The organism is Rhizobium herbae, assembly GCF_017873135.1.
Classification (GTDB): domain Bacteria; phylum Pseudomonadota; class Alphaproteobacteria; order Rhizobiales; family Rhizobiaceae; genus Pararhizobium; species Pararhizobium herbae.
The window spans coordinates 848,540-868,202 of record NZ_JAGGJV010000001.1 but is presented as its reverse complement, the minus strand read 5'-3'; the positions used below and the strand labels follow the sequence as shown (position 1 = coordinate 868,202).

22 protein-coding genes and 1 other RNA gene are annotated in these 19,663 nt (G+C 61.3%); 18 read left to right on the top strand and 5 right to left on the bottom strand.

The features are described 5' to 3' along the window. Positions 1–95: 95 nt before the first annotated feature. Positions 96–462: a transfer-messenger RNA gene (ssrA, locus tag J2Z75_RS04350) on the bottom strand. A gap of 143 nt (positions 463–605) precedes the next feature. On the opposite strand from ssrA, the gene J2Z75_RS04345 reads away from it, so the two are divergent. From J2Z75_RS04345 to J2Z75_RS04305, 9 genes are all read left to right on the top strand, one after another. Then, positions 606–914 (top strand): DUF2853 family protein, encoded by a 309-nt coding sequence (locus J2Z75_RS04345; protein ID WP_209848140.1) that lies wholly within the window; start codon positions 606–608, stop codon positions 912–914. A gap of 89 nt (positions 915–1,003) precedes the next feature. Next, on the top strand, positions 1,004–1,798 hold the full coding sequence (locus J2Z75_RS04340) for a thymidylate synthase (RefSeq protein WP_209848138.1): 795 nt from the start codon (positions 1,004–1,006) through the stop codon (positions 1,796–1,798). 62 nt (positions 1,799–1,860) lie between these two features. Further along, positions 1,861–2,466, top strand: a complete 606-nt coding sequence (locus tag J2Z75_RS04335) for a glutathione S-transferase family protein (RefSeq protein WP_209848135.1) — start codon at positions 1,861–1,863, stop codon at positions 2,464–2,466. Continuing rightward, entirely contained in the window at positions 2,459–2,974 is a 516-nt protein-coding gene (locus J2Z75_RS04330; RefSeq protein ID WP_209848132.1) for a dihydrofolate reductase, read from the top strand. Before J2Z75_RS04335 ends, J2Z75_RS04330 begins: the two co-directional genes overlap by 8 nt. Positions 2,975–3,124: 150 nt before the next feature. Next, positions 3,125–4,240, top strand: coding sequence for an FtsH protease activity modulator HflK (hflK, locus tag J2Z75_RS04325; protein ID WP_209848129.1), 1,116 nt, complete (start codon positions 3,125–3,127; stop codon positions 4,238–4,240). Continuing rightward, positions 4,240–5,157, top strand: a complete 918-nt coding sequence (gene hflC / locus J2Z75_RS04320; RefSeq protein WP_209848127.1) for a protease modulator HflC — start codon at positions 4,240–4,242, stop codon at positions 5,155–5,157. The genes hflK and hflC overlap by 1 nt, the downstream gene beginning before the upstream one ends. A gap of 8 nt (positions 5,158–5,165) precedes the next feature. Beyond that, the gene (locus J2Z75_RS04315) at positions 5,166–5,351 is read left to right on the top strand and encodes a DUF2065 domain-containing protein (protein ID WP_112840202.1); all 186 of its coding nucleotides are present in this window, start codon (positions 5,166–5,168) and stop codon (positions 5,349–5,351) included. Positions 5,352–5,354: 3 nt separating this feature from the next. Then, entirely contained in the window at positions 5,355–5,741 is a 387-nt protein-coding gene (locus J2Z75_RS04310; RefSeq protein ID WP_209848124.1) for an ACT domain-containing protein, read from the top strand. A 214-nt stretch (positions 5,742–5,955) separates the two neighbouring features. Further along, positions 5,956–7,491 (top strand): DegQ family serine endoprotease, encoded by a 1,536-nt coding sequence (locus tag J2Z75_RS04305; RefSeq protein ID WP_407692732.1) that lies wholly within the window; start codon positions 5,956–5,958, stop codon positions 7,489–7,491. A gap of 43 nt (positions 7,492–7,534) precedes the next feature. On the opposite strand, the gene J2Z75_RS04300 is transcribed toward J2Z75_RS04305, so the two are convergent. Beyond that, complete coding sequence (locus J2Z75_RS04300; RefSeq protein ID WP_209848121.1) at positions 7,535–8,104, bottom strand: GNAT family N-acetyltransferase; 570 nt, start codon at positions 8,102–8,104, stop codon at positions 7,535–7,537. Further along, entirely contained in the window at positions 8,101–8,988 is an 888-nt protein-coding gene (serB, locus tag J2Z75_RS04295; RefSeq protein ID WP_209848118.1) for a phosphoserine phosphatase SerB, read from the bottom strand. The genes J2Z75_RS04300 and serB overlap by 4 nt, the downstream gene beginning before the upstream one ends. On the opposite strand from serB, the gene miaA reads away from it, so the two are divergent. Further along, on the top strand, positions 8,987–9,901 hold the full coding sequence (gene miaA, locus J2Z75_RS04290; RefSeq protein ID WP_209848115.1) for a tRNA (adenosine(37)-N6)-dimethylallyltransferase MiaA: 915 nt from the start codon (positions 8,987–8,989) through the stop codon (positions 9,899–9,901). The two genes, serB and miaA, sit on opposite strands and share 2 nt — an antisense overlap. Positions 9,902–9,957: 56 nt before the next feature. Here miaA and J2Z75_RS04285 read toward each other — a convergent pair whose 3' ends face one another. Continuing rightward, complete coding sequence (locus tag J2Z75_RS04285; RefSeq protein WP_209848810.1) at positions 9,958–12,012, bottom strand: ATP-binding protein; 2,055 nt, start codon at positions 12,010–12,012, stop codon at positions 9,958–9,960. Between the two features lie 327 nt (positions 12,013–12,339). Here J2Z75_RS04285 and J2Z75_RS04280 point away from each other — a divergent pair, with 327 nt between their 5' ends. The 3 genes from J2Z75_RS04280 to J2Z75_RS04270 are packed head-to-tail and all read left to right on the top strand — an operon-like array spanning position 12,340 to position 15,437. Then, entirely contained in the window at positions 12,340–14,133 is a 1,794-nt protein-coding gene (locus tag J2Z75_RS04280; RefSeq protein ID WP_209848113.1) for an acetolactate synthase 3 large subunit, read from the top strand. Between the two features lie 23 nt (positions 14,134–14,156). Then, on the top strand, positions 14,157–14,729 hold the full coding sequence (gene ilvN, locus J2Z75_RS04275) for an acetolactate synthase small subunit (protein ID WP_060638868.1): 573 nt from the start codon (positions 14,157–14,159) through the stop codon (positions 14,727–14,729). Next, positions 14,730–15,437: an SEL1-like repeat protein gene (locus J2Z75_RS04270; protein ID WP_209848109.1), complete on the top strand. Its 708-nt coding sequence runs from the start codon at positions 14,730–14,732 to the stop codon at positions 15,435–15,437. It begins immediately after the preceding gene. Between the two features lie 5 nt (positions 15,438–15,442). Here the strand turns inward: J2Z75_RS04270 and J2Z75_RS04265 are convergent, their stop codons facing one another. Further along, positions 15,443–16,288, bottom strand: a complete 846-nt coding sequence (locus J2Z75_RS04265; protein ID WP_209848106.1) for an aldo/keto reductase — start codon at positions 16,286–16,288, stop codon at positions 15,443–15,445. A 199-nt stretch (positions 16,289–16,487) separates the two neighbouring features. On the opposite strand from J2Z75_RS04265, the gene J2Z75_RS04260 reads away from it, so the two are divergent. The 5 genes from J2Z75_RS04260 to J2Z75_RS04240 are packed head-to-tail and all read left to right on the top strand — an operon-like array spanning position 16,488 to position 19,592. Beyond that, positions 16,488–17,081 (top strand): LysE family translocator, encoded by a 594-nt coding sequence (locus J2Z75_RS04260; protein WP_209848103.1) that lies wholly within the window; start codon positions 16,488–16,490, stop codon positions 17,079–17,081. A 43-nt stretch (positions 17,082–17,124) separates the two neighbouring features. Then, a complete protein-coding gene (locus J2Z75_RS04255; RefSeq protein ID WP_209848101.1) occupies positions 17,125–17,937 on the top strand; it encodes a bestrophin-like domain in 813 nt (270 codons plus the stop codon). Between the two features lie 14 nt (positions 17,938–17,951). Further along, positions 17,952–18,584: a nitrile hydratase subunit alpha gene (gene nthA, locus J2Z75_RS04250; RefSeq protein ID WP_209848807.1), complete on the top strand. Its 633-nt coding sequence runs from the start codon at positions 17,952–17,954 to the stop codon at positions 18,582–18,584. After that, on the top strand, positions 18,581–19,240 hold the full coding sequence (nthB, locus tag J2Z75_RS04245; RefSeq protein ID WP_209848098.1) for a nitrile hydratase subunit beta: 660 nt from the start codon (positions 18,581–18,583) through the stop codon (positions 19,238–19,240). Before nthA ends, nthB begins: the two co-directional genes overlap by 4 nt. Further along, on the top strand, positions 19,209–19,592 hold the full coding sequence (locus J2Z75_RS04240) for a nitrile hydratase accessory protein (protein ID WP_209848095.1): 384 nt from the start codon (positions 19,209–19,211) through the stop codon (positions 19,590–19,592). The genes nthB and J2Z75_RS04240 overlap by 32 nt, the downstream gene beginning before the upstream one ends. Positions 19,593–19,663 lie beyond the last annotated feature (71 nt).

Sequence of the window (19,663 nt, the reverse complement as noted above, 5' to 3'; positions counted from 1 at the left end):
CTGACATACGAGTCATTTGCATCATCTATAGACCATTTCAAGGCATTGGAGAAGGCAAAGGGAAGCGGGGAGAAGCTGAAGTGCAGGGGGAGAGTAGTGGAGGTTTCTGTTGCCAGGTACCTCCGAACCCCGCCTTACGGTGCGAACCGGAAGGACTTGATTTGAAGTGTCACACTGCGATTAAGCAGCGAGACGAGCTTCCGCATAGTTGTCGTTTGCAACTACAATTTTAGCCCGATAACGGTGGTACAATGCCGAGCAAAAAGTCGATCTTTACACCCTTGTCGATCCTATTTCGCCCCCATCAAAAGCCGGTCGGTAAGTGATTCCTGACCGGTTTTTGGTGGAGGCGCCGGGTACCGCCCCCGGGTCCAATAGGCTTATTCCATCGCCTGTTTATCACCATAGCCGCCCGAAGACGGCAGGGGAGATATAGGTCTTAACGTGCGCCAAGAAAAGGGCCTTTTCGAAAATAGAGCATGGACTTCCTGTCCGTACCCGGCGGATTGGCCTTGACTTGCTCGCAAAGCGTGAAAAAACTCACGTTGCGCACCTTTCATCAGCAACGACGCGCAACGTGAAGCCAAACCGTGTGAGGAGACACCATGACGGATTATCTCGCAGATGTTCAGAAATACGACAGCGGCGCCGACGAAGCCGTGGTGAGCAAGATTGTCAAGCATCTGGGCATCGCGTTGCGCAACAAGGATTCCTCGCTCGTTTCAGCCTCCGACCCGACGGAACTCGACCGCGTCAAGGAAAAATGGTGCGGCAAGAAGCTCGGTGTCACCGGGCCTGACGCCGATGCCGCGGTGGATGCCGTTGCCAAGACCATGGCCGGCGACCGGTCGAAGTCTCGCGTGACGTTCTATTATCTGGTGGCAAAACACCTCGGCAAGCTCGCGACGCTTTGATCGCAAGCCTGGGGACGCCCGGGATTTACCGATTGGTTCGCCGCCGACTTGCGCCTATTTTAGCGCGACACGAATCGGCGGCGGACCCCATGAAACAATATCTCGACCTCTTGCGCCATGTGATGGAGACCGGCACCGACCGCAGCGACCGGACGGGAACCGGGACGCGCTCCGTCTTCGGCTACCAGATGCGGTTCAATCTGGCGGATGGCTTTCCGGTGCTGACCACCAAGAAACTGCATCTCAGATCGATCATCCATGAGTTGCTCTGGTTCCTGAAGGGCGATACCAACATCGCCTATCTCAAGGACAACGGCGTCAATATCTGGGATGAATGGGCGGATGAGAACGGCGACCTCGGTCCTGTCTACGGTTACCAATGGCGCTCCTGGCCGACCCATGACGGTCGTCATCTCGACCAGATCGCGGCCCTCGTCGAAGGCCTGAAGACGAACCCGCATTCGCGCCGTCACATCGTCTCGGCCTGGAACCCGGCGCTGGTCGACGAGATGGCGCTGCCGCCATGCCACTGCCTGTTCCAGTTCTATGTTTCCGACGGCAAGCTGTCCTGCCAGCTGTACCAGCGCTCTGCCGATGTCTTCCTCGGCGTGCCCTTCAACACCGCCTCCTATGCGCTGCTGACCCTAATGGTGGCGCAGGTCTGCGGCCTTGAGCCCGGCGATTTTGTCCACACGTTCGGCGATACGCATATCTATCAGAATCATTTCGATCAGGCGCGCGAGCAGTTGACGCGAACGCCGAAGATCCTGCCGAGGATGGTCATCAATCCAGACGTGAAAGATCTGTTTTCGTTTAAATTCGAAGACTTTGAGCTCGTCGGTTACCAGGCCGATTCACATATCAAGGCGCCGGTCTCGGTTTGAATGCAATGATGACATGGTGGCCGGACAAGGTCACCAACAGTTGAACTGTCGGGGAGGACCATATGCTGACATTGATCCATGCGCCGATGTCTCGATCGGGTCGAATCCTGTGGCTGCTTGAGGAACTGGGAGCGGAGTACGACATCCGCTACGTCTCCATCCGCCGCCGGGATGGTTCCGGCGGCCCGGACGACAACAACCCGCATCCGCACAAACAGGTTCCGGCGCTCTTGCACAACGGGGCACTTGTGACCGAATCGATCGCGGTTGCCCAATATCTCACGGAGCTTTATCCCGGGTCGGAGATGGGCCGGCCGGCCGGCCATCCGGAGCGGGGCGCCTACCTGTCCTGGCTTGCCTATTATGCCGGGGTGATCGAGCCCTGCGGAACCGCTTTCATCAGCGGTATGACGCAGAGCAATCCGGTCCTTGCCAAGGGGTATGAGGAGATGTGCGCGCATGTGGTCGCGACGCTCGACAAACAGCCCTATCTGCTGGGCGCAACGGTCAGTGCGGTCGATCTCATGCTTGGCGGCGCTCTTTCATGGATGCGCAGGCTCTTGCCGGAAAGCATCAGCGTCGATCGTTATGTGCAGACTTTGACAGCGCGTCCGGCGCTTGCCCGCGCCCGCGAAATCGACAGCAAGCCGGATGGGTTTCATGACTGAGCCGAGAGTAACCATTGTCGTCGCGGTGTCCTCGAACGGCGTGATCGGCCGCGACGGCGGGCTGCCGTGGCATCTGCCGAGCGACCTCAAGCGCTTCAAGGCGCTGACGCTCGGAAAGCCTGTCATCATGGGACGCAAGACATGGGCCTCGATCGGAAGGCCGCTGCCGGGACGTCCCAACATCGTCATCAGCCGCGATGCCGGTTTTGCGGCCGACGGCGCAACGGTCGTTCAGTCGCTGGAGGCAGCGCTCGTCGAAGCGCGCCGGCGGGCGGCGGAACTGGGTGCGGGCGAGGTCTGCGTTATCGGCGGCGGCGAGATCTATCGCCAGGCCATCGGTCTGGCCGATATTCTGCATGTGACCGAGGTCGCTGCTGCAATCGACGGGGATACCCGCTTTCCGCCCATCGATCCGGATATTTTCGACAAGATCGCAGATGAGCCCCTGCCGCAGGGCGAAAAGGACAGCCACGCCATGCATTTCTCGATATGGCAGCGGAAAAACTGAGCAATGCTAACTATTTTGCCGGATTTACGGTGAAGTTGGATGCGTCGCGTTGAAAGCCGTTCTGGAGATACCTATAACGGTCTCACATCATGGCCTGCGGCGTGTCCGCGGGGCATTGATCTCGGAATTTTTTCTATGGAAGAGGTATGAATGCCCTGGAGCAATCAGAACGGTGGCGGCGGCGGTCCTTGGGGCGGCGGCGGCGGCGGAAATAAAGGCCCCTGGGGCCAGGGGCCGAACCGCCCGCGTGGCGGTGGTGGCGGCCGCGGCAATGGCGGTCCGCCGGATCTGGAAGAAATCTTCCGCCGGGGTCAGGACCAGCTGAAAAGCGTCGTGCCCGGCGGTTTCAACGGCGGCGTCGCCGCGATCATCGGTCTTCTCGTCGTCGGTTTCGTCCTGATCAATTCGATCTACACCGTCCAGCCGGACGAGCGCGGCGTCGAAATGCGTTTCGGCAAGCCGAAGGACGAGATTTCCATGCCGGGCCTGCACTACCATTTCTGGCCGCTTGAAACTGTCGAAATGGTCAAGATCACCGAGCAGCAGCAGAATATCGGCAGCAAGTCCGGCCTGGGCGACCAATCGGCCGCCGGCCTGATGCTTTCGGGCGACCAGAACATCGTCAACGTTCAGTTTTCCGTGCTGTTTTCCGTAACCGACCCCAAGGCCTATCTCTTCAATGTCGAAGATCCGTCCGACACGCTGCAGCAGGTTGCCGAAAGCGCCATGCGCGAAGTCGTCGGCCGCCGTCCGGCACAGGACATCTTCCGCGACAACCGTCAGGCGATCGCAGCCGACGTGAAGACGACGATCCAGGCGACGATGGACAGCTACGGCGCCGGCATCTCCGTCAACACGGTCGCCATCGAGGACGCGGCTCCGCCGCGCGAAGTCGCCGATGCGTTCGACGAAGTGCAGCGCGCCGAGCAGGACGAAGACCGTTTCGTCGAGGAAGCCAACCAGTACGCCAACCAGGTACTCGGCAAGGCCCGCGGTCAGGCAGCCCAGCTCCGCGAAGAGGCGGCCGCCTACAAGGGCCGTGTCGTCAAGGAAGCACAGGGTGAGGCACAGCGCTTCATCTCGGTCTACGATGCCTATGCCAAGGCTCCCGACGTGACGCGCAAGCGTCTCTATCTCGAAACGATGCAGAGCGTTCTGGGCAAGTCCAAGAAGGTCATCCTCGACGAGAAGAACGGCCAGGGCGTGCTGCCCTATCTGCCGCTCAATGAAATCGGCAAGCCCGCGCAGTCGGGAGGGGCCCAGTAATGAACAACCGTCTTCCCTATATTCTGATCGGCATCGCGCTGGTGCTGATGGTGGTCTATTCCTCCGTCTTCATCGTCAACCAGCGCCAGCAGGCGATCGTCGTGCGCTTCGGCCAGATCAAGGACGTCAAGACCGAGCCGGGCCTCTATTTCAAGCTGCCCTTCGCCTTCATGGACGCTGACCGCGTTCAGTACGTCGAGAAGCAGGCACTGCGCTTCGACCTCGACAATATCCGCGTGCAGGTTTCCGGCGGCAAGTTCTATGAAGTCGACGCCTTCGTCGTCTACAAGATCGCCGACGCACGGCGCTTCCGCGAAACGGTTTCCGGCGACCGGGAATCGGCCGAATCGCGCCTTCGCACCCGTCTCGACGCCTCGCTGCGCCGGGTCTACGGTCTTCGTGGCTTTGAATCGGCACTTTCCGAAGAGCGTGCATCGATGATGCGCGAAGTGCGCGCCGACCTGAAAACCGACGCCGAATCGCTGGGCCTCAATATCGAGGATGTCCGCATTCAGCGCACCGACCTGACCCAGGAAGTCTCGCAGCAGACGTTCGAGCGAATGAAGGCCGAGCGTCTGGCGGAAGCCGAACTGATCCGCGCCCGCGGTAACGAGAAGGGCCAGACGCGCCGTGCCGTTGCCGACCGTCAGGTTGTCGAGTTCGTTGCCGAAGCGCAGCGCGATTCGGAAATCCTGCGCGGTCAGGGCGAGGCCGAGCGGACTGCTGTCTTTGCCGATGCGTTTGCGCGCGATCCGAAGTTCTTCGAGTTCTACCGGTCGATGACCGCCTATGATCAGGCGATCGGCAGCCCGGATACGACGCTGGTTCTGTCGCCGGATTCGGAATTCTTCCGCTATTTCAACAGTTCGGATGGCGCGCCCGCGCCCTCCGCCACTCAGCCCGCTGCAGGAAACTGATCGGCGAAATGGGTGATTTTCTGACAGGAATTGCATTTTTCCTGATCATCGAGGGGCTGGTGTACGCACTGGCCCCTTTGGTTTTGGTGGAAATGGCGAAACGATTGCCCCATATTCCGGAGCAACAGTTGCGGCTGTTCGGGCTTGTCTCCGTCGCTATCGGCGTCGCACTTGTCTGGATGGTGCGAGGATAGGACATGACACATAAATTGCTTATTCGCCTGGTGGACGCAGAATATGCGATCACACGGCTCAACATCGGGACGCCTCTGCCGGAATGGCTTGCGGGGGCGGGGTTCTGGGCGGTCTCGAGTTCGCGCGAGGAGATGACGCTCGTCTGCCGGGCGGCGCGCATTCCCTCCAATATCCAGTCGTCGGGCGGCTGGCGTTGTTTCCGCATCGAACAGCATTTCACCTTCGATGTTCCCGGCGTACTCGCCTCCGTGCTCAACCCGCTGTCGGACGCCGGTGTCGGCATCTTTGCCAATTCGACCTTCAGTACCGATTACGTCTTCATCATCGGCTCGGATCTCGACAAGGCCGTGGCGGCATTGAAGGCGCATGGTCACGAGATCATGACCTGAGAGGTCCGGCGCGAGGCGTCGCCTGGGACGTTGACGAAAAGATGACTGGACGCGTCCCGAATCCGCCTTATCTTCGAGCAGATTATACGCCACATTAGGCGGCGGGAGGCTGACGGAGAGCCAATCTCCCAGCCGCGATACCCGCCAGCCTGACGACCATATTTCCTGCCGGCCGGTTTTGCGGCGGTATGCCATCGCAAATCGAGAGGACCCCATGGGCTTGTCCATCCGCGCTTCCTTCTTCCGGTCCGTCACGCTTGCTGCGAGTGCCGCGCTGCTGTTGAACTCCGTGCCGGTGCCGTCCGTCGCGCAGGCCCAGACGAAGCCACCGGTGCTGACGCAGCAGGGCCCGGATTCCGTTGCCGATCTCGCGGCCGGACTTCTCGACGCCGTCGTCAACATATCGACCTCGCAGAACGTCAAGAACGACGATCAGGCGCCGATGCCGCAGGTGCCGGAAGGCTCGCCGTTCCAGGATTTCTTTGACGAGTTCTTCAAGGGGCAGGGCGGTGAGGGCGGCGATCGCCAGCGTACCGTCAACTCGCTCGGCTCCGGCTTCGTCATCGATCCGTCCGGCATCATCGTCACCAACAACCACGTGATCGAGGGCGCCGACGATATCGAGATCAATTTTGCCAATGGCTCGAAACTGAAGGCCAAACTGATCGGCACGGACACGAAGACCGACCTTGCCGTGCTGAAGGTCGAGCCGAAGAAGCCGTTGACGGCCGTTCCGCTCGGTGATTCCCGCAAGATGCGGATCGGTGACTGGGTGATGGCCATCGGCAATCCGTTCGGCCTTGGCGGCACGGTGACGGTGGGGATTATTTCGGCCCGCGGCCGCAACATCAACGCCGGTCCCTACGACAATTTCATCCAGACCGATGCCGCGATCAACAAGGGCAACTCCGGCGGCCCGCTGTTCAACATGAAGGGCGAGGTCATCGGCATCAACACGGCGATCATTTCGCCGAGCGGCGGATCGATCGGCATCGGGTTCTCCGTTCCGACGGAGCTTGCCGGCAACGTCATTTCCCAGCTGAGAGAATTCGGCGAGACCCATCGCGGCTGGCTCGGCGTGCGCATCCAGCCCGTCAACGCCGATATTGCCGAGAGCCTGAAAATGGATACGCCGAAAGGTGCCCTCGTCGCCGGCATCATCAAGGGTGGTCCTGTCGATGGCGGAGAAATCAAGACGGGCGACGTGATCATCAAGTTCGACGGTCGCGATGTCGTCGAGATGCGTGACCTGCCGCGTGTCGTGGCTGAAAGCCCGGTTGGCAAGGCCGTCGATGTCGTCATCATCCGCGATGGCAAGGAAATGACCGTCAAGGTGACGCTCGGCCGTCTGGAAGATGGCGAAAACCTCGCCGAAGCGGAGGCCGCCAAGACACCGGAAAGCGAGGAAGGCACCGATCAGGCAGAACCGCCCGCCGCCGATCTGCCGGCATCCGACGTGGTGCTTGGCATGAAGCTCGCCGTTCTCGACGCGGAAAGCCGCAAGACCTATGGAATTTCGGAGGATGTCGAGGGGGTCGTGGTCGCCGACGTGCAGCCGCAATCGGCAGCCGCAGAACGGCGGATCGCATCCGGCGATGTCATCGTCGAGATCGGCCAGGAAGCGATGAAGACGCCGGAAGACGTGTCGGCTCGGGTCGAGGAACTGAAGGCCGACGGCCGGCGCAATGCGCTGCTGATGATTGCCAACAAGACCGGCGAACTGCGGTTCGTGACGGTGCGGATCGAGTAGGCGGCCCTGCCGGGACCGTCGTGCAGTCGAACGAGGCGGGCCGTCAGGCTCGCCTTTGCCGCTTCAGCCATTCATCCCGACTGATTGCATAGAGCACATGCCGCCTGAGATGCGGCGCTGTGTCGGGCACGCGTGGATGCACAAAGTCACGCGCCGGGTCATGGCGCAAACCGAGGCGTTGCATGACGGCGGTGGAGCGTGTGTTGTTTTCCACCGCGAAGGAGACGATTTCGGCAAGCCCGTGCGTTTCAAAGCCATGGCGCAGCATCGCTTCCGACGCTTCCGTGACATAGCCGTGCCGCCAGAACCGAACAGCCAGCCGCCAGCCGATTTCGACCGTCCCGTCCGGCAGGCACGGTTCCAGGTCGGTGCGCGCCAACCCGAGAAAGCCGATCGGCTCGTCCGTGTCCTTCAGCGCCAGGGCGAAGAAGCCAAGCCCGGTTTCGCCGATCCGGCGCCGGACTTCGTCCATCAGGGCATCGGATTCCTGCCGCGAGCGCCTGCGCGGAAAAAATTCCATGACTTTCGGGTCGGCGTTGATTTCGGCAAAGAGCGGCCGGTCGGTCTCCAGCCAGTTGCGGACGCGCAGCCGCTGCGTTTCCAGAACGATCACAGGACGAAGTCCGTTTTTCTGTAGCCCTGGATGTAGAGCAGCGCGGTGAGATCGGCATGGTCGATGCGGATTTTCACCTGGGAGGAGACGACAGGCTTGGCATGCAGGGCAACACCGGCACCGGCCAGATGCAGCATGCCGAGATCGTTGGCGCCGTCGCCGACGGCAAGGGCATCGGCGGTCGAAATGCCAAGTTTCGTGGTGATGTCCACCAGCGCATCGACCTTGGCCTGCTTGCCGAGGATCGGCTCGGCGACGGCACCGGTGAGAAGGCCGTCCTTCTCAAGCAGAAGATTGGCGCGGTTTTCGTTGAAGCCGAGCATGGCGGCGATCGGGCCGGTAAAGACGGTAAAGCCGCCGGAGACCAATGCGGTGTAATAGCCCTTGGCTTTCATCGTCGCGACCAGTTCGCGGCCGCCCGGCGTCAGGGTGATGCGTTTTGCGATGACCTCGCCGACCACGCTGAGCGGCAGGCCCTTGAGCAGGGCCACGCGCTCGATCAGGGCCGGTTCGAAAGCGATCTCGCCGTTCATCGCCCGGGCGGTGATTGCTGCGACCTTGTCCTTCAGTCCGACTTCGGCAGCCAGTTCGTCGATGCATTCCTGGCCGATCATGGTGGAATCCATGTCGGCGATCAGAAGTTTCTTGCGGCGGGTCTCGGCGTTCTGGACCACGACGTCGATGGGTGCGTCGCCGACCACGCCGCGCAGCAGCGCTTCCAGCCAGTCGAGATTGCCGCCGTCCTTCAGCGCGATATCGCAGGCGATGCCGTCGGCCAGCCAGTAGAGTCCGGACGCATCGACCGTGGCGGCCGCCTCTTCGGCGAGCGCCGCGGTCAGAACGGGATTTGACGGATTGGCAACAAGCGTGGCAACGAAGGCCATGATGAAAAACCTTGAGATTGGACAGGACGCAATCCTGATAACCGGGCCGACCGCCAGCGGCAAGTCCGCTCTCGCCATCGAGATGGCGAAACGGCACAATGGCGTCGTCATCAATGCTGATAGCATGCAGGTCTACGATACGCTGCACGTGTTGACGGCGCGTCCGTTCGAGACGGACATGCAGGGCGTGGCGCATCATCTCTACGGCCATGTTCCGGCGTCGCAACACTATTCCACCGGCGAATGGTTTCGCGATGCCATCGCGGTTCTGGCGGCGATCCGCAGCGAGGGGCGGATACCGGTCTTCGTTGGCGGGACAGGGCTCTACTTCAAGGCGCTGACCGGCGGCCTGTCGGATATGCCCGCGGTTCCGTCTGACATACGGGACGACGTGCGGCGCCGGTTGCAGGACGAGGGGGCCGAGGCCTTGCATGCCGTGCTGGCGCAGAAGGACCCGGAAACTGCGGAGACCCTGCGGCCGGGCGACGGCCAGCGGATCGCGCGGGCGCTGGAAATAGTCGAGGCGACCGGTCAGTCGATCCGCGTTTTCCAGGCGCGCCAAGGGCCGGTTGCGATCGATCCGGGCCAAGCCTTGAAGATCGTCGTGCTGCCGGACCGGGCCTTGCTGCGTCGGCGGATCGACCGGCGTTTTGCCGGAATGTTGGACAGTGGTGCCGTCGAGGAGGTGAGGGCACTTCTGTCGCTCGATCTCAAACCGGCGATGCCGGCGATGAAGGCGATCGGCGTGCCGCAGATCGTAGCCATGCTTGCAGGCACGATGAGCAAGGCAGAGGTCGTCGAAACGGCCTCTGCCGCCACGCGGCAATATGCCAAGCGGCAGATGACCTGGTTCCGCAATCAACTGGACGACAGCTGGTTGCGATGGGACCCGGAAAAGGACGATAGCACCTGAACCTGTGACCTGCCCGGCAAGAGCCGCCGAGCCGATCTTGCACCAATTCCCTATGGCTACTTGCGGATAATGCTGCTCAGCGGCTTTTTCAACAGGCTCTCGCGCAGGGATGGCCGGGGCTGGTCCGAGGCAGGGTGCGCGAAGCCTGGCATGCTGCGGTGCGGTGCCCGGTAGGGATCGGGCCGCGGTTGTTCCGGCGGCTCGTCCGAAAGCAGCTGGTTACGGATCTGGTTGAAACGCTCAAGCTGCGGATTGGCAGGCTCGGCCCGCGGCAGCATGGCCGGATTGTAGGGCTCGACGGCCGGCGTATCCATCTCGCGCTGCGGCGCCGCTGTCGTCCTGCCAAACGCACCGTGGTCGACGAAGCCGTCATTCATCGAAGCGATATCCTGATCGAGCCCGCCGAGGCTGGCCGAATAGGCCTGCTGGAAACCGGAAATATCCGGTCCGTTCATCGCCCGCATGCGCGCCACGACTGTGCGCAGATCGACGGTGTCGGGGGTTTCGTCTGTCACCTTGGCGGTAACGCCATTGGCTTTCGGCAGGTTTTGCTCCTCGACGCGGGTAAACCGCATCCGCATCGGCACGGCCACGGCTTCACCGAAGGCAATCGCCTCGCCATTGCCGATCGAGGAAATGAAGCTGGTCGTCGATATCGACGAATTCGGGATCGCCGAGCGGATGATATCCTGGTCGCGATCGTTGGACAGGCGCATGGCAAAGACAGTCGAGCACTGCGACAGGATGGTCGGATCGAGTTCTCCGGGACGCTGCGTGATGATGCCCAGCGAGACGCCGTATTTGCGGCCTTCCTTGGCAATACGGGCAATGGCCTGTCGTGTCGGCATGAAGCCAAGGCTGGCATCGGCCGGGACATAGCGGTGCGCCTCCTCGCAGACGACCAGCATGTGAACGCCGCCGTTGCTCCACAGGCCGATTTCGAATGCCATGCGGCAGAGTACCGAGGCGACCGAATTGACGACTTCGGATGGGATCCCTGCGAGCTGGAACGTCGTGATCGGTCTGCCATCGCCCGGAATGCGGAAGATCTTGGCGATCGTCTCCAATATCGTATCCGTGATGGTGTTCGACGAGAACATGAAATTGTAGCGCGGATCATTGATCGCGCCGATCACCTTGACCTTGAGCGAACGAAGATGCGGCTTGTCGCTTCGTCCTTCCAGCCGGCCGATGCGCTCATCGATCATCGCCAACAGATCGGCCATGCGATAGGGGACCGGCGTATCGGCGGTGATCGAGCTTTTTTCGCTGGTGCGGCGTGCAAGACCGGATTCCGCCGAGCCCTTGAACGCCCTCTTCGCTTCCGGAATGACATCGCGAAGGATATCGAGCTCCTCCGGTATGGGGGCACGGCCGCGGAAAATAACCTCGGCGAACTCCTCGAGTTTCATCAGCCAGAAGGGCAGGTCGAGATTGTCGGTATCGATGACCACGGCGATGTCTGGAAAGGCTGCGGCGAATTCGTTATGCGGATCAAGGATCAGCACGCGCAGCTTCGGATCGGAGGCGATTGCCTTGCGCAACAGCAGGCTGACGGCTGTCGACTTTCCGACGCCGGTAGTGCCGACGATGGCGAAATGCTTGGAGAGCATCGAGGGGATGTGGATGGCGGCGTCGAGGCTCTCGTCCTGGGTCAGCTTGCCGATGATGCAGGTATCGTTCTTGCCGGTGTCGTAGATGCGGGCAAGGTCGGCGGCACGGATGCGGTGGGCGATGGCGCCGAGATAGGGATACTGGCTGATACCGGCGGAAAATTCTTCCTTGCCGGTCTGCCCGACATGGACTTCACCCATCAGTTCCACTTCGATGCGGAACGTGTTGTCGAGTTCCTCGCCCCATTCGTTGGTGGCCGTCTGCATGGAATAGACGAGGGCGACGACGCGGTTCTCGCCGACGGTGATCGAAATCAGCCGGCCGACGGACCAGAGTTCAGTCAGCGAGGTCTCGCCGTTCTCTGCAATGGCAGCGATGGTCGCACGCGAACCGCCGCACGCAACGACGCGGCCGAGGAAGCGGTTGCCCCGTTTAAGGGCATCGCGTCTATCCTGCTCTCCGGCACTGATCGAAGAATGAAGGTCATTGTTCAGCAATACGAAACCTCTGGCCAAGAGTGTTTCACATTATCGAAAGGGATTTAATAAGTTGTTTCTTAGGCTTGCGCGAGTTTGTGCCATTTTGAACGCGCTCCGGTTGTTTTCGGGAAAGACGTTGACGGGGCTGACAATTCTGTTTATCTATCGCGCCCATGATAAAGATCGCAGCAATTCTTGTGGTGGGACGGCGCATGGGCAGGATGGTATAACCATCCGGCGATAGCCACCCATGCGCAAAACACGAGGCCCTCACGGGGCCTTTTTTTATGCCTTCAAACACGATACTCACAGCCAAAACTCAGAAACATGGACGGAAACAGGCCAATGAGCGGCACAGACAATCAGACGCAGGCTAACCAGATGACAGGGGCGGAAATTGTTCTTCAGGCACTGAGGGACAATGGTGTGGAGCATATTTTCGGTTATCCGGGCGGAGCCGTCCTGCCGATCTATGACGAAATCTTCCAGCAGGAGGATATCCAGCACATCCTCGTGCGCCATGAGCAGGGCGCCGGCCATATGGCCGAGGGTTATGCGCGTTCGACCGGCAAGGTCGGCGTCATGCTGGTGACCTCCGGTCCGGGCGCGACCAATGCGGTCACGCCACTCCAGGACGCGCTGATGGACAGTATCCCGCTCGTCTGCCTGACCGGTCAGGTTCCGACCTCGCTGATCGGCTCGGATGCCTTCCAGGAATGCGATACCGTCGGTATCACGCGGCCGTGCACCAAACACAACTGGCTGGTCAAGGACGTCAACGAACTGGCCGGCATCATCCATGAAGCCTTTCGCATTGCCCAGTCCGGCCGTCCGGGACCGGTCGTCGTCGATATTCCGAAGGATGTCCAGTTCGCCACCGGCACCTATACGCCGCCATCGGCCGCCCGGGTCCAGAAGAGCTACCAGCCGAAGCTGCAGGGCGATATGCACCGGATCGAACAGGCCGTCGAGCTGATGAAGGGCGCTCGCCGTCCGGTGATCTATTCCGGCGGCGGCGTCATCAATTCCGGCCCGGAAGCATCCCAATTGCTGCGCGAACTGGTCGAGCTGACCAATTTTCCCGTCACCTCGACGCTCATGGGACTGGGCGCCTATCCGGCATCGGGCAAGAACTGGCTCGGCATGCTCGGCATGCACGGGACATACGAGGCCAACATGGCGATGCACGACTGCGACGTCATGGTCTGCATCGGTGCGCGCTTCGACGACCGGATCACCGGCCGCCTCAATGCCTTCTCGCCGAACTCGAAGAAAATCCATATCGACATCGATCCGTCGTCGATCAACAAGACCGTTCGCGTCGATGTTCCGATCATTGGCGATATCGGCAATGTTCTGGAAGACATGGTTCGCGTCTGGCGTGCCTCGGGCAAGGATGTCGACAAGGCGCGGTTTGCCGACTGGTGGGAAGGCATCGCCCGCTGGCGCGGCCGCAACTCGCTCGCCTACAAGATGAGCGACGACGTCATCATGCCGCAATATGCCATCCAGCGGCTCTACGAGCTGACCAAGCATCGCGACACCTACATCACCACGGAAGTCGGCCAGCACCAGATGTGGGCGGCGCAGTTCTACGGCTTCGAGCATCCGAACCGCTGGATGACCTCGGGCGGCCTCGGCACCATGGGCTACGGCTTTCCGGCGGCGATCGGCGTCCAGGTCGCCCATCCCGACAGCCTCGTCATCGACATTGCCGGCGATGCGTCGATCCAGATGTGCATCCAGGAAATGTCCTGCGCCGTGCAGCATAACCTGCCGGTCAAGATCTTCATTCTCAACAACCAGTACATGGGCATGGTCCGCCAGTGGCAGCAGCTGCTGCACGGCAACCGCCTGTCCAATTCCTACACAGAAGCCATGCCCGATTTCGTCAAGCTGGCAGAAGCCTATGGCGGCGTCGGCATCCGCTGCGACAAGCCGGCCGATCTCGACGCGGCCATTCAACGGATGATCGACAGCCCGGCTCCGGTGATCTTCGATTGCCGCGTCGCCAATCTCGCCAACTGCTTCCCGATGATCCCGTCGGGCAAGGCGCATAACGAGATGCTGCTGCCGGACGAAGCCACGGACGAAGCGGTTGCCAACGCGATCGACGCCAAGGGCCGCGCACTGGTTTGATGGAATAGGAAAAGGATAAGATCATGAACGCACATCTTCAGCCGACCGGCTCCGCCTATTTCATCGCCAAGGAAACCGAGAAGGCGGAAAACCATACGCTTTCGGTTCTCGTCGACAACGAGCCGGGGGTTCTTGCCCGCGTCATCGGCCTGTTTTCCGGCCGCGGATACAACATCGAAAGCCTGACGGTGTCAGAGACCGAGCACCAGTCTCACCTGTCGCGCATCACCATTGTCACGCGCGGCACGCCGCATGTGCTGGAGCAGATCAAGGCGCAGCTGGAGCGTATCGTTCCGGTACATCGCGTGGTCGACCTGACGGTGCGCGCCGCCGAGCTCGGCCACGACCGGCCGATCGAGCGGGAAGTGGCTTTGGTCAAGGTCAGCGGGCAGGGCGAGAGCAGGGCGGAAACGCTGCGTCTGGCCGATGCCTTCCACGCCAAGGTGATCGACGCGACGCTGGAACATTTCATCCTCGAAATCACCGGCAAGTCTTCAAAGATCGACCAGTTCGTTGCGATCATGAAGCCGCTCGGCGTCCTCGAAGTCTGCCGCACCGGCATTGCGGCGATGAACCGCGGCCCGCAGGGGATGTGAATGAACAGGTGGCCGATGATCCGCATTCTGGCGGCGTCGGCCGCACTCCTTTTCGGCGTGACCGTTGCTGTGGCAGCCGGTCGTCCCGGCAAGGTCACCGAAAACGACCGCCAGGGTGTTCTTGATATCGTTGCCGCGCAAGTCGAAGCAAACGACGAGATCCAGTCGCACTACAAGGTCTGCCCGGCAGAGATCGCCAACGCGGCGCGCCCATTCTGGCGCGAGCTGTTTCCAGGCGAAGACATCAGTCGGGAAAGCTGCGGCGAGGATATCAAAGCTTGCTACCGCACCTGCATGGAGGAAGGCAGCGCGGCTGCATGTCTGGCGCTTGGCTACACGTTGCAGGCGGCCAGTCCTGTCGTATCACCGCTCTGGAGCCAGATGCTGTTCGCGCAGGCCTGCGCCGCGGGCAGCAGCGGTGGCTGCACCAACCGCGCCGCCGGCATTCGTAACGGGCAGTTTAGTGGCGATCCGATGCTGAACGCCGAGCGCGACCACCTGAGAGGTTGCTTTCTGCGCACGTTCACCCTGACGTGTAATGAGGACGATCCTTGGGGCTGCACGATGCTCGGCCAGTCCTATCAGTATGGAGAGGGCGCACCAGCGGATAGGGGCGCGGCAAAACGCTTCTACGAAAAATCCTGTGCCATTAGCGACGATTTTCCAGCCTGCGATTTCGCACGGAACCGGTTGAAAGAGCTCGAGTAGATCGTCTAAATCATCTCCAGCGGCATCTTCCTTCCCGGCGGTGGGAAAGCCCTGTCGAGGATGGCCAGATCGTCATCCGTCAGATGCACTTCGACCGTCGCCCGGTTTTCGCGAACGCGTTCCTGGGTGCCGGTTTTCGGAATGACGATGACGCCGGGATTGCGGATCAGGAACGCAAGGGCGACCTGTGCGACCGTCGCCTGATGGGCCTTGGCGATGTGGATGAGATCGGGGTGGCGCATCAGTCGGCCTTCGTCGAGCGGCGAATAGGCCATGATCGGAATGCCGCGGGACTGGCTGTCCTTCAACAGGTCGTATTCAATGCCGCGGCGGGCAAGATTGTAGAGTACCTGATTGGCTGCGACATGGCCGCCATCCGGCACGCCCAGAAGTTCTTCCATATCGTCCGGATCGAAATTGGAGACGCCCCAGGCTCCGATCTTGCCCGCCTGCTTCAAGCTCTCGAATGCCTCGACGGTTTCACGGAGCGGATAGCGGCCGCGCCAATGGAGCAGGTAGAGGTCGATATGATCGGTGCCGAGACGCTTGAGGCTTGATTCGCAGGCCCTGATCGTGCCGTCGCGGCTGGCGTTGGACGGCAATACCTTGCTCACCAGGAATGCGTCGTTCCGGCGGCCCCTGATCGCTTCCGCGACAATCCGCTCGGCACCGCCGTCGGCATACATTTCGGCGGTGTCGATCAGCGTCATGCCGAGATCGAGGCCATGGCGCAGGCATTTGGCCTCCTCGGCGGCGCTCGTCTTTTTCTCCCCCATATGCCAGGTGCCCTGACCGAGCACCGGGATAGTCTGACCCGACGGGAGGGCCGTTGTGGGAATCGGGTCTTGCATTGAAATCCTCTCGTGGCCGCAGCAGCCGTCTAGTCGTAGGAACGCTCAATGTCTCATTTAAGGCGTATGCGGTCGCGACAAAGGGGCCGGCACGCAAAAAGATCAAAGCGGCTCTTCAGCCTTCTTGTCACCCTGACAAGTTTCGGGTGGCTCTCACCGATAGGTCAGCTAGATTGACCTAAAATATCGGGAGGATTCCATGCAGGCCGACACGCTTCTGGCGTTGTTTCTCTTTGCGTTCACGACGTCGATCACGCCGGGGCCGAACAACATGATGCTGTTCGCATCGGGGGTGAATTTCGGCTTTGCCCGCACCATTCCGCATATGTTCGGCATCGGCGCCGGCTTCCTGACGCTGCTGATCGCCGTCGGCCTCGGGCTCGGGGCGCTGCTCCATTCGGTGCCGATGCTCTATACCGCGCTGAAATTCGCGGGCGGCGCCTATCTGGTCTGGATCGCCTGGAAGATCGGCTCGTCGCGGACGCTGTCGGAAGGCAAGGCCGGTGCCGTGCCGATGACCTTCCTGCAGGCGGCCGCGTTCCAGTGGATCAACCCGAAGGCCTGGGTCATGGCAGTGACGGCGATGGCCACCTATACGAGCGAGCAAAGCTATCTGACGAGTGTCCTCATCGTCGGTGCCATCTTTGCGATCGTCAACGTTCCCAGCGTCTCGACCTGGGCCGGTTTCGGTTCGGCGCTCAGGCAATGGCTGTCTGTTCCCGTGCGGCTGAAATGGTTCAACATCACCATGGCGGTCTTGCTCGTGCTCAGCCTTTGGCCGATGCTGCGCTAACCGTGAATCGCGGACGGCTTCGCGGCAAAACGAGGATATGAGCATGTCTGGCCTGGTTCCCTCCATCCTTACCGGCCTTGCTTTCATCTCCGGAGCGCTTGCGATCGTCTTCGGCAGTTATTTTCTGGCGCGCAAGATGCTCAATCCCGGGCTGGAAGGCGATCGGACCCACGACGCAGCGGCGACCGTTGCCGTGCGTATCGCCGCCTTGCATGGCCTTATTCTTGCTCTGGTCTATGCCCAGGAACTCGACGACTACAAGGGGATCCGCAACAATCTGATGGAGGAGGCCGTTGCCATAGCCGATGTCTACAACGATGCCGGGCGATATGGCGGGGCGGTGGTGGTGCCGGTCCAGCATGGTTTGGCCAATTATGTCGCCACCGTCGTCGGCGAGGAGTGGGAGATGCTCGGCGACCATCTGGGTTTGTCGCCCAAGGCATGGATACAGTGGAACGACGTCTATGATCGGCTGCTCGATCTGACGCCCGAAACGGATCGCCAGCGCTACCTGAGCAACAGGATGCGAGACCGGGCGACGGCGATTGCGCGTTACCGGCAAATCCGCGAGGAAACCGCAGCCGGAGGGTTCGGCGGGATGTTCTGGGCGCCGGCGCTGATCGGGCTTTGCCTGCTTTCGATCCCGTTCTACGTTTATCGCCCGACCCGAACGCATATGTTTCTTCTGTCGATTTTCGGGGCCTATTCGGGCGTCGTTCTCTTCTTTATTTTTGCCTTTTCGAACCCGTTCGAGCAGCCGGGCAGGCTGGAACCGGTGGCTTTCGAAAATCTGTTACGCGGCGACATCGGCAAGAGTTTGCCATCCGCCGCATCGAGCGGAGAGCTCAGCCAATGACATCCGAGGACGCCATGCACAATCACGATGACCACGACGACGAGCATGATCACGACAACCATTTTTCCGACATGCAGGCGCGCGTCAAAGCGCTGGAAACGATCCTGACGCAGAAGGGGCTGATCGACCCGGCGGCGATCGACGCGATCGTCGAGACTTACGAAACGAAGGTCGGCCCGCGCAACGGCGCCCGGGTGGTCGCCAAGGCCTGGAGCGAACCGGATTTCGCCGAATGGCTGCGCAGCGACGCGACGGCGGCGATTGCCAGCCTTGGGTATACGGGGCGGCAGGGCGAACATATGCGGGCCGTGTTCAACACGCCGGAAACCCACAATCTCGTCGTCTGCACGCTGTGCTCCTGCTACCCCTGGGCCGTGCTTGGCCTCCCGCCGGTCTGGTACAAGGCGCCGCCGTATCGCTCGCGCGCCGTGATCGATCCGCGCGGCGTGCTGGAGGAATTCGGCGTAACATTGCCTGAGACCAAGAAAATCCGCGTCTGGGATTCGACGGCGGAGTTGCGCTACATCGTCATTCCCGAGCGTCCAGCCGGAACCGAAGACCTTGATCATGAGGCGCTTGCCGATCTGGTAACGCGCGATTCGATGATCGGCACGGGGCTGGCGAACCCGGCTGGAGATGCCCGATGAACGGCGCGCAGGACCTTGGCGGCCAGCATGGCATGGGGCCGGTGGCGCCGGAGATGGACGAGCCGTATTTTCATGCCGAGTGGGAAAAGCGGGCGCTCGGGCTGACGCTCTCCTGCGGTGCCTTTGCCGCCTGGACGATCGACGAAAGCCGGCATGCGCGCGAGAGCTTACCCCCGGCGACCTATCTTTCGGCCAGTTACTACGAAATCTGGACCCGCGCGTTGGAGACCCTGCTGAAGCGGCATGGTTTCGTTTCCGCCGCCGAACTGGCCGCCGGTCAGATGCTGGAAAAGGGCAGCGAGCCGAAACGCATCCTGACGGCGGACATGGTGCCGGCCGTGCTGGCCAAGGGCGCACCTTGTAATCGCCCGGTGTCCGCTGGACCGGTCTTTGCCGCCGGCGAGCGGGTGCGCACGAAAAACTTCAATCCCGAGACCCATACGCGGCTGCCGCGTTATGCCCGCGCCAGGACGGGGATCGTCGAGGCGGTGCAGGGCGCGTTCGTCTTTCCCGACGACAACGCGCATGGCAAGGGCGAGAATCCGCAATGGGTCTATACGGTTGTTTTCGACGCGGGCGAAATCTGGGGCGAGGGTGCCGATCCCACGCTCACCGTTTCGATCGATGCCTGGGAGAGCTATCTTGAACGCGCATGAACCTTCGCTCAACGGATCTCCGGGGCTGCCGAAATCGAACGAGGGCGATCCGGTTTTTGACGAACCCTGGCAGGCGGAAGCCTTTGCCATGACAGTGCGTCTGCATGAAAAGGGCGTGTTTTCCTGGAGCGAATGGGCCGAGGCCCTGTCGCATGAACTGTACAAGCCTGGCCGGCGGGCTGATGCCAGCGACTATTTCGATTGCTGGGTCGCAGCGCTGTCGCGCCTCGTCACCGAATTGTCGATCACCTCGCAGGACAACCTCGACCGGTTGACACAAAGCTGGCAGAGAGCGGCGGAGGCGACACCGCATGGCAAGCCTATCCTGCTGGAAAACGATCCGGAACGCTGATGTCGCGTTTCCGATCGAATTGAGCGGGGCAGCCTGAGAAGGGGGCGGGATGGTCTCGCATCCCGCCTATC